Here is a 13,015-nt window from a genome sequence, read left to right on the forward strand (position 1 = left end):
TAGAGGGGCGATATTGTAATTAATAAGTAGTATTGATAACTGATAAAAGGGAGTGCGAACATGATTGATTACATAGGAATTGCAAGAAAAGCCGTAGAATGTGATGATATGGTCAAACTGTTAGAGGGAAAGGGTGAGTATCGTTGCGAATTTTATTATTATGGCTTTCCACCGGATGCGGATGTTACGGATTGGGATAATCTTATATCAAGAGGGATTTATGCACTGTATAACGAGGGTGGGTATGACTATATTCCGGATATGATTATTGAAGCAATTAAAGAAATGTGTGAGGGAGATGTTGAAGATGTATACTGTGCGTTTCGAGTTTTCTTTTGCGCTGTAATGTATGAAAGACGGGATTTCAAACCGGCACCATTTCATATATCAGAGCAGATAAAACCTGTAGTTATGCAGGCGGTTTTCAATAATAAAGAAAAGTTAAGTAAATGTTTTGACTGGGAAGGCTGGAGACATTCTGATGGTATGTGGGGAGCTATAAAGCGATGGGTGAAAATACTAAAAGAAAAATATGGGGAATGTTTAGAATATGATATGGAAGAAGCGGAATGAAGGTGGGTTATTAATTAATTGATTATTATCTTTATATATTCAAATATTAATTAAAATAACCTGTTTGATGCGTATATAAACGGCAATGATAATGCAGGAGAAGCCATTGTCAAACAGACAATATAGACAGGGGAGATATTATAATTGATAAGTAGTATTGATATATTAGATAAATATGGTTTGTCATTAAAAGGATTTAAAGATAGATTAATTGTGGGTAAAAGTGAAATAAGTGAAATAGAAAATTATATTTATATAAGAAAAAATGTAAAAATGCTATATGATGTTTGTGAAAGACATCGTAATAAAGATATTGTTAAAGTACAAGATTTGTCAATGGAAGCTGCAATAATAATATCTATCGTTTTGTATAAAAGAATGTATGATAATATTTTGGATTATAATGCAACACGTGAACTACGGAAATTATTAGATGAAAATAATATTGATAAAGTTATTACATATTTTAAACAGTTTTCAAGTGATATATATGTTATTGGTGGTGTAGAAGTTAATAAATTATCTTTAATAAATAATACCTATGGTTATGATATATTATTTAATGGGAAAACAATTGTAGAAAATGCGTCATTATCAAGGGCATATATAGTTTTGTATAATTATTGTAAGGCAATATCGGAAATAAGAAAATTTTATTTTGAAAATAAGGATTATTATATTAAAAATAAAATTGATATTACAGATATGATAGAGTTGTATATATTATAGTATTGATAACAGATAAAAGAGAGTACGAATATGATTGATTACATAGGAATTGCAAGGAAAGCCGTAGAATGTGATGATATGGTCAAACTGTTAGAGGGAAAGGGTGAGTACCATTGTGAATATGTTGAATATGGTCTTGCAGGAATAGATATAACTGATTGGGGCAGTATTTTATCAAGAGGAATTTATGCACTGTATAACGAGGGAGGGTATGACTATATTCCGGATATGATTATTGAAGCAATCAAAGAAATGTGCGAGGGAGATATTGAAGAGGTATACTGTGCATTTAATGTTTTTTTTGATATTGTACTGAAGGAAAGACAGAGTTTCAAACCGGCGCCATTTCACATATCTGAGCAGATAAAACCCGTAGTTATGCAGGCTGTTTTCAATAATAAAGAAAAGTTAAGTAAATGTTTTGACTGGGAAGGCTGGAGACATTCTGATGGTATGTGGGGAGCCATAAAACGATGGGTGAAAATACTGCAGGAAGATTACGAGACGTGTTCAGAGTATGATATGGAAGATGCCTGATGAATTGAAATGATATATTAGAAAACGGAGATATTTGTGAAAGTATTTGAATTAGAAGAAAAATTGAATAAACTAGGTATTCCTAAAGATACATATTCTATTTTAAAAGGAGGTTTGCCTAACGAAAGATTATGTATAGTAAAAGAAGAGGAATGGTGTGTATATTATAGTGAGAAAGGGAGAAAATCTGGTTTAAAGAAATTTCAAACAGAAACGGAAGCATGTGAATACTTTTTTGAAAAAATAAAACGCCTGAGATATGCTGGCAAATGAATTATTTGCTTGTTATCTCTTTCTTACAATATTGTAAGAAAAGAATACACAGATATTCACGGGAATGTAAGATAGAAGTGAGAAGATAGATACAACGAAAATGTATCTATCTTTTTTTCATATATATCACGGGGAGGTAATGAATGACAGATTATAAAAAACTCGCGCTTTATTATCTGAAAGCAGGCAAAAGGCAGTGTATCGTTACGATCATTGGGGTGATGATCACGGTAGCTGTATTATATACGGCATTGAATTTTGGATATTCGTATGTGCTTCAGACACGGCAGGAAGTGAGAAAAGAAGCAGACTATGAGATCGTTTTTCTGTCTGATGATACAGAGAAATTAGCGCAGATCGCTGCAGATGACCAGATACTTCAGGCATATAACGGGGCGTATACAGGGGAAGAATATGTCAGTGATGAAGAAAGGTTTGTAGAAGTAAATTATAAAAATGCTTTATATGTGAATGTCAGACATCCTTATAAGATGGAGTCGGTCATGGAGGATATGAAAGCCGATTATGGGGTGGATGCAAGATTAAATAATGAACTGGCAGTGTTATATCTTCAGGATGAAGATGGGCTGATCGGTGTCCTGCTCATCCTTGTTCTGCTGATAGCATATATCTTTGCGATCTTCGCTGTCGGAATGATCAGGAATACGGTTCAGATGTTTGTCCTGCAGCAGGTGAAGGACTATGGAATCCTGCGATGCATCGGAGCAACAAAAGGACAGTTGAACCGGATCATATACAGGATAGGGGCAGGCATGGAAGTGACAGGCATTGCAGTCGGTGTACTGCTCGGAACCATCATCAGTGTGATCCTTGGTTTTTTAAAGGATGTAAATGTCGGATTCCATATCGGACCGGCTATTCCGATCCTGATCGCATATCTTGGAGATCTGTATTTTGTTATGCAGGAGTGCTCAAAGCTTGTGACGAAGACATCGCCGGTCAGTGCGGTCCGTGGGGAGTACCGGATCAAAAAGGAAAAGATCAAGGTTCGTGGAAATGGTCTGATGGGGCGGTTGTTCGGTGTTGAAGGCGCCTATGCAAGAAAAAGTGTACTGCGGAACAGCGGACGATTTGCAAAGACAGTAACAGCCATGATGCTCAGCATAACAGCGATCATTATATGCTTAAGCACCGGGAGTATGGTTCATGATACGAAAAAGAATATTAATGATATGTATGGCAGATATCTGGAAGAAAACCAATCCCCTGCCAGCATATTTAATGATGTGGAATGGATACAGAGTGAGGATTTGCCTTCTGTCGAGGAGATCAAAGAGAATTCTTTGCATTACTATGTAACAGAAACAAAAATGGTATACAGTGCCAGAGGAAATCTGGTAGATCCTGAAACCTATTATGGCAAGTTTAACAAAGATTATGCAGAACAGACGAGTTTGGGAAGTTACATCGAAGCAATGATGCAGAGATGGAGAGAACGGAATACAAAGGAATACAGCGAGAAAGATGATGTAGAATATGAAAAGGCTGTTGACAGTCTGAATAGTTCATTTATAAGCATTGAAGGTTGTGATCAGAATGATCTGGACTATCTGTCCGAGTTTATAGAGAGTGGAACTGCGGAGCTGGATGATGATGGTATTCTGGTCGTTGGCGGAGGAAGCGTAATGGATTATTCCGGAAGCTATGATGACGGAGTGACGTTGTATGATCTGGGAAAGCATTTTGATACATATGATCTGCAGGTAGGAGATATGATCCAGCTGGTTGATTACAGGGAATATGAGAAACGATATCAGGCGGCTTATGAAAAGATGATGGCAGACAGTATTCTGGTCAGTCCTGAGGTAGATACGGGAGATACCTATATCTCAGAAGAACGGGCAACCAAAGAGGGCAGATCAACCTGGCGTGAACAGTATGTGATCGCTGAGCGTATCCGTCAGGAACTTATTGAGGAAGGATATTATCGAACCTATACAGTTCAGGGAGTTCTGGATTTTGGAGATCAGCTGCTTCCGGACTGGGGAGATATCTATATGAAAAGAGATTCCTACTTTGACCTGACCGGATATGGCGAACAGGATGTGACAGGAGTAAAGTACGCGATCGATCTTGACAGTGTGCCGGTATCCTATTTTGAAACCGGAATAGGCGATATTACAGATGTACTGTACGGATATGCTTATGCCAGAAATATAGTTCGGTATGCATTGGCGTTTGCTGCTTTTATATTTGTGTTGAGTTCGGTGAACATTATTAATACCACAGCAGGAAATCTGCATATGAGGCGAAAAGAACTGGCGCAGCTCCGGGTGATCGGAATGTCCAGAAAGAGACTGATCTATACGGTCATGTTAGAGGGCACGATGGCGACGGTCCTGTCAAATGTTCTGGGATTCTTATTTGGTTCGATTTTTACGATATATATTTATACATATCTCAGTATGTTTTTATATATAAAACAAACCATTGCCTGGTGGGCATTTGGAGTCGGGCTGGTCGCCTCCACATTGGTGATCTTTGGAAGTATCTATGCATCCCTTAAGGATCTTCCGATTGATATTGTAGATGACCTGAAGCTTGAGGAATAAAAAATCGATAATGATGAAGAGAGGCCAAAATTATCGGGGTGAAATAAAAAGGAGAGGTGAAAATGACAGACTATAAGAAACTTGCAGTATATTACCTGAAAGCAAGCAAAAAACGATGTGTGATCACGATCATCGGTGTAATGATCACAGTAATCGTGTTGTATGCGGGACTGAACATTTTCTATTCTTATATGTTGCAGCAGCAAAAGGATGTAAGAAAGGAAGCGGACTATGAGATCGTGTTCCTGACGGATGATCAGGAAACCTTATCACAGATCGCGTCGGATGATCGTGTCACACAGGCATACACAGGAAAGTATGTGGTGAGTGAGTGGGAGATGATCGATGGAACGGATGGCAAATATGTAGAAAAGGTATATGACAATGCATTGTATGTAAATACCGGACATCCTTACAGGATGGCTAAGATCATGAACGAGATGATAGAAGATTATGGGGTGGATGCAGAACTCAACTGGGATCTGTCCACCTGGTATCTGCAGGATATGGAGGAAGGATTTGACGTTATATTGATCGTGGTTCTGTTAGTTGCATATATATTTGCAGTCTTTGCAGTCGGAGTTATCAGAAATACGATCCAGATGTTCACATTAGAGCAGGTAAAGGACTATGGAATCTTACGATGTATCGGAGCGACGAAAGGACAGTTAAGCGGCATCATCTATCGGATGGGAGCCATGCTTGAGATCGCCGGACTGCTTGCCGGCATTGTGATGGGCGGAATTGTCAGCATGATCCTTGGATTTATATTTAAGATAAGCGCAGGCTTCCATATCATTCCGATGATACCGATCCTGATCACTTATCTGGGAGATATGTATTTCGTAATGCGTGAGAATGCCAAGCTGGTAACGAAGATGACACCGGTCAGTGCGGTTCGTGGTGAATACAGGATCAAGAAAGAAAAGCTTCGTCGTCATGGTGGTGGTCTGATGGGAAAGATATTTGGAATCGAAGGTGCATATGCCAGAAAGAGTGTTCTTCGAAATAAAGGAAGATTTATAAAGACAGTCACAGCTATGGTATTCAGTATATCAGCGATCGTACTGATATGCAGCTGCTGGGGACAGATTCGGAAATATTGGAAGGAAACGGGTGAAAAATATGGGGAATATCAGATCAATCTGACATCGTATTCGTCAGCTTCAACGAGCCTGGAAGAAGCACAGAGCACCTTGCCATCTGCGGAGGTATTTCGGGATCTGTCGAAGAATAACAATGTGGTAGCGTCCAAAAAGGTATATGCCTGTGTGGGGGATCTTGTAAATACGGATTCTTATACAGGAAAGATCACAGATGAATTCCGGACAAAGGTCACGATGGGATATTATTACGATCTTTATATGGATAAGTTAAATGGAACAGGAGATACATCAGAGGATAAAGATCCGGAAGTTACCAAAAGTGTAGCGGAAAGTATAGTAAACAGCACAGATGTGATCGGATGTGACGATTCTGATCTGAATGACCTTGCAAGATATCTGAAAGCAGGAACGACAGAACTATCCGAGGACGGTATTCTGGTCGTTGAGGGAGGAAGCTTTAACAGTTGGGATCTGAAAGAGGCAGATGATACGAATGATACCTTATATGATAAAGCGTATCATTTTGATACTTATCATTTCGAACTGGGTGATACGGTTCAATTAGTTGATTTTGCTTTATATCAGAAAGAATGTCTGAAAGCAAAGGAGAAGATCGATCAGGAATTTGAAAAACAGCAGAAAAAGGCAGGTACGACAGAAGATAGCGACAGTGAGTACGGCACAGTAAAAAACGCAGAAGAACGGACTTCCGTGCGGCAGGAATATGTGGAATATAAGAAGATTAAAGACCGGCTGATCGCGGAGGGTCATTATAAGACCTATAAGGTAGAAGGTATTCTGGATCTTGGAACGCAGGTATTTGAAGGGGATTCTGACCGACAGATCTATATGCGGCAAGGTGATTATTTTGATCTGACCGGGTACGGAGAAAATGATATTGCCGGTATGAAATATAAGATCGATATGGATCATATATCAGTTAGTGCTGTAACAGAATTGCTGTCCTATAACGAGGATTCATTATATGGAGAGGCTATGCAGATCTGTGTATACCTGAAAAGCTTTGTTCGGTATGCAGTCGCAGCAGTACTGTTTATCTTTGTATTAAGTTCGGTAAACATCGTGAATACGACAGCCGGAAATCTGCATCTGAGACGAAAAGAATTCGCACAGCTCCGGGTGATCGGAATGTCCAGAAAGCGTCTGTTAAAAACCGTTATGTTAGAGGGTGTTATGACGACGGTCGTTGCGAATGTATTCGGCTTTATTATAGGTGTTGGCATATCATATGGATTCTTTATCTATCTTAATATGGTGCTCGATGTAGGAAAGTCTATAGCCTGGTGGGCATTTGGAGTCGGACTTGTGGCATCGGGGCTGATCATCTGTGGAAGCATCTGGCTGGCGATCAGAGATCTTCCGGCAGCAATGGTAGAAGATCTGAAACTTGAGGAGTAAGCGTGACATATAAACCTGATACAGCGGACGAAGGGCTAAACGGAGTTGCTGCATTGCAAGGTAAAAAACAGAAACGTAATAAATATGCAGGTAAAAATTATAGATAGAAAGATCTGCGGGGAATGCAGAGGAAAGAGGGTAAGCTATGGAAATCGTAAAAATGGAACATGTAACAAAGATATACGGAGAAGGAAATACCAGAGTATGGGCGCTTGATGATGTGAACCTGACAGTCAATAAGGGCGAGATCGTGGCGGTTGTCGGTGCATCCGGTTCCGGTAAATCCACCCTGCTTCATGTTATGGGTGGTGTGGATACTCCAAATGAGGGAAATGTCATTGTAGACGGAAAGGATATCACAAGACTGACCGATGAGGAGATGTCGGTCTTCCGTAGAAGAAAGATCGGATTTGTATTTCAGGCATATCACCTGATCCCGGTACTGACAGTAGAGGAAAATATCAAGATGCCGATCCTGCTCGATCACAGAAAACCGGATCGTGATTACATCGATCATATCATCGAGATGTTAGGCCTGAAGGACAGACGGAAGCATCTTCCAAACCAGTTATCCGGTGGACAGCAGCAGCGCGCAGCGATCGCAAGAGCACTGGCAAATCGCCCGGCACTGATCCTTGCCGATGAGCCTACCGGAGCACTTGACTCCAAGAATGGAAATGAAGTTATCACTCTGCTTCAGGATTCTGTTAAGAAGCTGGATCAGACGCTGGTACTTATCACACATAACATCGATCTGGCGAGAGAGGCAGACCGTATCGTGAGGATCACTGATGGGAAGATATCAGAAGGAGAGGAGATGTAGAGATGAAACGAATACTTACAATCTGTATGGCATGTGTACTTGGATTCCTTGCTGTATTTGGATATAAGGATACAATGGCTTCTGTATCAGCAGCAGAGCCAAAGGTTATGGTAACTGATTATAAGATCAAAGAGAATGAAGTAGTGGCAGGCGGAACCTTTACACTTGAGGTTACGATCAAGAATACTGCAGATAAAAAGATCAGTAATCTGAAAATGGCAGTTGCTTCCGAAGGAGGCGAACTGATTCCGGCATCCGGAGCCGGAACCGGATATCTGGCAAGTCTGGAAGGCGGAGAGACTTATACATTTGAGTTCCCGATGCAGGCAGCAGCCAATCTGGAAGAAAAGGCTTATAAGCTGACAGTGACAGATGAGTATGAAGACCGCTATGGCAATCCATATACCGTGACAGATACGATCTATCTGCCGGTTACGATCAAACAACGTGGCGAGATCACCGGTGTATATGCAGAGTCGGATGTGACACTCGGAGATTCCATCGAGATCATGGGAAGCGTCAGCAATCTGGGAGCATCTACCCTCTATAACGTAAAGGCAAAGATCGATACAAGATTTACATCTGAAGGTGATGTCTATATCGGCAATATCGAACCGGGTAAGAATGGCTCGATCGATATACTTGCAAACACAACGAAGACGACAGGCACCGGCGGCGAGATGGGTAAGCTTATCGTTACATATGAAGATAAATCGGGAAATGTAACAACACTGGAAGAGAATTTCTCGATCAGCGTAAATGCACCTGTCTATACAGACATCGAAAAAGTAAAGGATGTACAGAAGAAGGATTACAGTAAGATGATCATAGAGATCGTTGTTGCTGTGGTTGTTGCAGCGTTCATTGTTATCTGGATCATTCGCAGAAGAAAGAGGAAGAAAGAGATATTGGAGGAGTTCTAAATGGGTTGGATCAGTCATTTATGTTTGATGAATATGAAAAGACGGAAAACCAGAACCTTTCTAACCATACTTGGAGTTGTGATCGGTGTGATCTCTGTTGTGACCCTGCTTGCAGTCGGTATCGGCGTAAGACAGGAAATGATCAATACCATGGTGGACAGTGAAAGTATTTGCCAGATTCGGGTGGCCGGAGCAACCGGCGGCAAGCACAAAGACCGGATGATCATGGATCAGACCGTGAAAACTTTTCAGGAGCTTGAATATGTCAGTTCCGTATATCCGACCTATGAGATGTATGTGACCATCACAAACGGAAAATATTCTTATGATGGTGCGATTACAGGTATTCCACAGTCGGAGCTTGCGAAGCTTAAGTATACAAAGACGTCAAAGCAGACAACATCGAGCGTGAAGCCGGTGCTTATCATGGGAAATAAGGTCACATCCTTATTCTATAATCCGGAAACGGAGCAGACCTATGATGTGACAGAGAAGAAAAAAGCAGAAACATGGATCGGAAAAAAAGTGGATCTGTCCTTTTGGGATTCACAGGAGATGGCACCGGTGAAGATAGAAGTCGGAGCGGTTATTGACAGTGGAGAAGATACATATAACAGAGACTCACAGAGTGTTTACTGCGATCTGGATGTGTTAAAGAGCTTTTTAGGCAGAGTATCCAGTGGGGGAACGCTGCCGGGACAGCCGCTTGATGCAAATGGAAATCCGTACAAGGATTTCGTATATTCCGGAGCGGTTGTGACTGTTGATAATATCGATCATGTCGATTCTATCGTGAAGAAGCTTCAGGATATGGGTTATACGACAGAAAATGAGAAAGAGTATCTGGATACGATACAGAAATATCTGAAGATGGTACAGCTTTTACTGGGCGGTATCGGAGCGATCGCACTGATCGTAGCCGTGATCGGAATCAGCAATACCATGACAACATCGGTATTTGACCGGATCAATGAGATCGGCGTATTAAAGGTTCTCGGATGCGATCCGGATGAGCTGCAGATCCTGTTCCTTACAGAGGCAGGAATCATCGGAGCAGCAGGCGGCATCATAGGAGTGCTTTTATCTTATGGTTTTAAGGGTATCGTAGATAAGATTGCTATTAAAATGTTCGATCTGGCAAAGGGAACGCAGATTGCAATGATCCCATGGGAGCTTGCAGTCGGAGCCGTTGTCGGAGCGATTCTGCTTGCGATATGTGCCGGATATTTTCCTGCGAGATTTGCATCGAAACTGCAGCCGTTAGATGCTGTCAGAAACAGATAGAAAAAAAGGAAAAAAACGGAACAGTATTTTGTTGACTTTACTGTATCCATGCGTTATATTATAATCGTCCGCGGGGCAGTGAGATAAACATTTACTATATTTAGGAGGAATTATTAATATGTTCGATAAGGTAAAAGCTATTTTCGAAGAGCAGTTAGGAGTATCACAGGATGAGATGCAGCTCGATACTAACTTCAAAGATGATTTAGGAGTAGATTCATTAGATTTATATGAGATAGTAATGAAGATGGAAGATGAATTCGACGTTGAGATCCCTGCTGAGGAGCTTGAAGACGTTGCTACATTCGAAGACGTACTTAACTATCTTAAGAGCAAAGGTGTAGAAGAATAATTCACATCAGAAGCAGACAAGAGGCAGCGAAGATGTCTACATACCAGATTTGCCCGGCGCAGGTTGGTGGATGACAGACTGGCTGCTTCTTTTAGTATACAGGGATGGGCAATTGTGATGTTTAGATATTGTGTGATGTCCAACCATCTTGACTTTCCCAACCAGAGGACGCTTCCGCTCGTTTCGTCCTGCAGCGGTACTAAGATGCCGCTTGCAGCGCCATCCACACCACAAGGGCGCGCTTTCGTTCTAACCTCGTGCCAAAAGGCACTCGCTAAGTACGAAATGTGACGACCGGCGGACTCAAATGCCTCTGTGTTGGCAAATCAAATGATTGAACATCATCTACTCTTTGAACATCGCAATTGCCGATAAATAGAATAGACAGGTGAGAAAAATGGGTAAAACAGCAGTTATTTTCCCTGGCCAGGGTGCTCAGTATGTAGGCATGGCTAAGGATTTTTATGACAATTTTGAAGACAGTAAGGCAGTGATCGATACAGCAGACAGTGTGCTTGACATTGATCTGAAGAAGATCTGCTTTGAGGAAAATGAAGATATCAACAAGACAGAATATACACAGCCTGCTATGGTAGCAGCAGAACTTGCTATCTATGAGCATGTAAAGAATGCAGGTTTGAAGGCAGATGTATTCGCAGGTCTGTCACTTGGTGAGTACAGCGCACTTACAGCTTGTGGAGCTATGAAGCTTCCGGATGCGATCCGTACCGTAAGACAGCGTGGTATCCTGATGCAGAATGAAGTTCCGCTTGGTCAGGGTGCTATGGCAGCCGTTATCGCTACAGATGCAGAAGTGATCGCAAAGGTCTGCGAGGAGACTCCGGGCAATGTTCAGATCGCAAATTATAACTGCCCCGGACAGATCGTTATTTCCGGTGAGACAGAAGCCCTTGACAAAGCATGTGAAGCCCTTCAGGCAGCAGGAGCCAAGAGAGTGATCAAGTTAAATGTTAGCGGCCCATTCCATTCCAAGATGCTGGAACCAGCCGGTGAAAAGTTATATGCATACTTAAGAGATGTAGAGATCGCAGACGATTTCCTTCCGTATGTATGTAATGCTGATGCATGTTATGTAACAGATGCTTCAGAGGTTAAGACTTTACTGATGCGTCAGGTATATTCATCTGTCAGATGGCAGCAGAGTATCGAAGCTATGATCGCAGACGGCGTAGATACATTTGTAGAGGTTGGACCTGGAAAGACCCTGTCCGGCTTCATGCGAAAGATCAACAAGGAAATGAAATGCATCAACATCGCAACTGTTGATGATCTGAAGAAATTGGAGGAACTGAATGCTTAAGGATAAGGTAGCAGTCGTAACAGGTGCCGGACGTGGTATCGGCAGAGCCATCGCAAAGACATTTGCAGGATATGGCGCAAAGGTAGTTGTCAATTATAATGGCTCAGAGGAGCGTGCAAACAGTCTCGTAGCAGAGATCAAGGAAGCCGGCGGAGAGGCAGTTGCTTATAAGGCAAATGTAGCTGATTTTACAGAGGCAGAGGGACTTATCAAGTTCGCACTGGAGCAGTATGGCAGAGTTGATATCCTCGTAAACAATGCAGGTATTACAAGAGATAATATCATGCTCGGTATGAAAGAAGAAGACTTCGATCAGGTTATCAATATCAACCTGAAGGGTGCATTTAATTGTATCAAGCATGTGTACAGACCGATGATGAAGCAGAAGTATGGCAGGATCATCAACATGTCATCCGTAGTCGGTATCGAGGGAAATGCAGGACAGATCAACTATGCTGCATCCAAAGCCGGAATCATTGGCATGACAAAGTCTGTAGCAAAGGAGCTTGGCAGCCGTGGTGTAACAGCAAATGCGATCGCGCCGGGATTCATCAAGACAGATATGACAGACGCAATGTCAGATAAGATGAAGGATGCGATGCTCGACCACATCACAGTTAAGAGACTGGGTGAGGTGTCAGATATCGCTGAGACGGCAGCATTCCTTGCATCCGACAAGGCATCTTACATTACAGGACAGGTTATCCGTGTAGACGGTGGCATGAGCCTGTAAGATAGAATAGAATATAGCTTAAAGAATATAAATGCCAGATACAAAGTATATATTTGTATCTGGCATTGTTTCGTTATAGCATTTTTATTTTCCAAAAAATTGTATTTATTTTGTAATGAAATTATCATTAATATTGTTTTTTGTCAAAATTAAATGCTTACAAGGATATTGATTTTGCGAAATATTGATAAATAAAAGATCCAGATATGGCAGAAATGCTGTATCTGGATTTTTTTATTTTTTTAAAACTTTTTTGCAAATTGACCTGTCTGTTATAGTAGATGCTTTCGTTATGAAAAAATATGCGACTATTATAGAAAGAAAAAGTAAAATGTGCAAAACATCTAAAAAGCAAGAATTTTTTTGTAG

Annotated in this window: 13 protein-coding genes; all 13 read left to right on the forward strand. The window is 41.2% G+C overall.

The genetic code is table 11. The features are described from left to right. Window positions 1-60: 60 nt before the first annotated feature. Window positions 61-573, forward strand: coding sequence for a hypothetical protein (locus CLOL250_RS11080; RefSeq protein WP_008402579.1), 513 nt, complete (start codon window positions 61-63; stop codon window positions 571-573). 144 nt (window positions 574-717) lie between these two features. Beyond that, on the forward strand, window positions 718-1,302 hold the full coding sequence (locus tag CLOL250_RS11085) for a hypothetical protein (RefSeq protein WP_008402581.1): 585 nt from the start codon (window positions 718-720) through the stop codon (window positions 1,300-1,302). 30 nt (window positions 1,303-1,332) lie between these two features. Next, the gene (locus CLOL250_RS11090) at window positions 1,333-1,839 is read left to right on the forward strand and encodes a hypothetical protein (RefSeq protein ID WP_008402582.1); all 507 of its coding nucleotides are present in this window, start codon (window positions 1,333-1,335) and stop codon (window positions 1,837-1,839) included. Between the two features lie 36 nt (window positions 1,840-1,875). Then, window positions 1,876-2,112, forward strand: coding sequence for a hypothetical protein (locus CLOL250_RS11095; protein WP_008402584.1), 237 nt, complete (start codon window positions 1,876-1,878; stop codon window positions 2,110-2,112). Window positions 2,113-2,255: 143 nt separating this feature from the next. Beyond that, window positions 2,256-4,685, forward strand: coding sequence for an ABC transporter permease (locus CLOL250_RS11100; protein WP_008402585.1), 2,430 nt, complete (start codon window positions 2,256-2,258; stop codon window positions 4,683-4,685). A gap of 62 nt (window positions 4,686-4,747) precedes the next feature. Then, complete coding sequence (locus CLOL250_RS11105) at window positions 4,748-7,210, forward strand: ABC transporter permease (RefSeq protein ID WP_008402586.1); 2,463 nt, start codon at window positions 4,748-4,750, stop codon at window positions 7,208-7,210. Window positions 7,211-7,355: 145 nt separating this feature from the next. Continuing rightward, complete coding sequence (locus CLOL250_RS11110) at window positions 7,356-8,033, forward strand: ABC transporter ATP-binding protein (protein ID WP_008402588.1); 678 nt, start codon at window positions 7,356-7,358, stop codon at window positions 8,031-8,033. Window positions 8,034-8,035: 2 nt separating this feature from the next. Continuing rightward, window positions 8,036-8,956 carry a COG1361 S-layer family protein gene (locus CLOL250_RS11115; RefSeq protein WP_147554333.1) on the forward strand — a complete coding sequence of 307 codons (921 nt, stop codon included), beginning with the start codon at window positions 8,036-8,038 and terminating at the stop codon, window positions 8,954-8,956. Beyond that, window positions 8,957-10,240: an ABC transporter permease gene (locus tag CLOL250_RS11120; protein ID WP_008402590.1), complete on the forward strand. Its 1,284-nt coding sequence runs from the start codon at window positions 8,957-8,959 to the stop codon at window positions 10,238-10,240. It abuts the gene before it with no gap. Between the two features lie 118 nt (window positions 10,241-10,358). After that, window positions 10,359-10,592 (forward strand): acyl carrier protein, encoded by a 234-nt coding sequence (gene acpP, locus CLOL250_RS11125; RefSeq protein ID WP_008402591.1) that lies wholly within the window; start codon window positions 10,359-10,361, stop codon window positions 10,590-10,592. Between the two features lie 397 nt (window positions 10,593-10,989). Continuing rightward, window positions 10,990-11,913, forward strand: a complete 924-nt coding sequence (fabD, locus tag CLOL250_RS11130; RefSeq protein ID WP_008402593.1) for an ACP S-malonyltransferase — start codon at window positions 10,990-10,992, stop codon at window positions 11,911-11,913. Further along, the gene (gene fabG / locus CLOL250_RS11135; RefSeq protein ID WP_008402594.1) at window positions 11,906-12,646 is read left to right on the forward strand and encodes a 3-oxoacyl-[acyl-carrier-protein] reductase; all 741 of its coding nucleotides are present in this window, start codon (window positions 11,906-11,908) and stop codon (window positions 12,644-12,646) included. The genes fabD and fabG overlap by 8 nt, the downstream gene beginning before the upstream one ends. Window positions 12,647-12,830: 184 nt before the next feature. Beyond that, window positions 12,831-13,015: hypothetical protein (locus CLOL250_RS14240; protein ID WP_008402595.1), on the forward strand; the 185-nt coding region annotated here is incomplete at its 3' end.

The organism is Clostridium sp. L2-50, assembly GCF_000154245.1.
GTDB lineage: Bacteria > Bacillota > Clostridia > Lachnospirales > Lachnospiraceae > Coprococcus.

Bases quoted from the DNA above. Each gene is read 5' to 3' on its own strand.
- CLOL250_RS11115 (WP_147554333.1), top strand. From the start codon at position 8,036: ATGAAACGAATACTTACAATCTGTATGGCATGTGTACTTGGATTCCTT.
- fabG (WP_008402594.1), top strand. From the start codon at position 11,906: ATGCTTAAGGATAAGGTAGCAGTCGTAACAGGTGCCGGACGTGGTATC.
- CLOL250_RS11090 (WP_008402582.1), top strand. From the start codon at position 1,333: ATGATTGATTACATAGGAATTGCAAGGAAAGCCGTAGAATGTGATGAT.
- CLOL250_RS11105 (WP_008402586.1), top strand. From the start codon at position 4,748: ATGACAGACTATAAGAAACTTGCAGTATATTACCTGAAAGCAAGCAAA.
- CLOL250_RS11080 (WP_008402579.1), top strand. From the start codon at position 61: ATGATTGATTACATAGGAATTGCAAGAAAAGCCGTAGAATGTGATGAT.
- CLOL250_RS11100 (WP_008402585.1), top strand. From the start codon at position 2,256: ATGACAGATTATAAAAAACTCGCGCTTTATTATCTGAAAGCAGGCAAA.
- CLOL250_RS11110 (WP_008402588.1), top strand. From the start codon at position 7,356: ATGGAAATCGTAAAAATGGAACATGTAACAAAGATATACGGAGAAGGA.
- fabD (WP_008402593.1), top strand. From the start codon at position 10,990: ATGGGTAAAACAGCAGTTATTTTCCCTGGCCAGGGTGCTCAGTATGTA.
- acpP (WP_008402591.1), top strand. From the start codon at position 10,359: ATGTTCGATAAGGTAAAAGCTATTTTCGAAGAGCAGTTAGGAGTATCA.
- CLOL250_RS11120 (WP_008402590.1), top strand. From the start codon at position 8,957: ATGGGTTGGATCAGTCATTTATGTTTGATGAATATGAAAAGACGGAAA.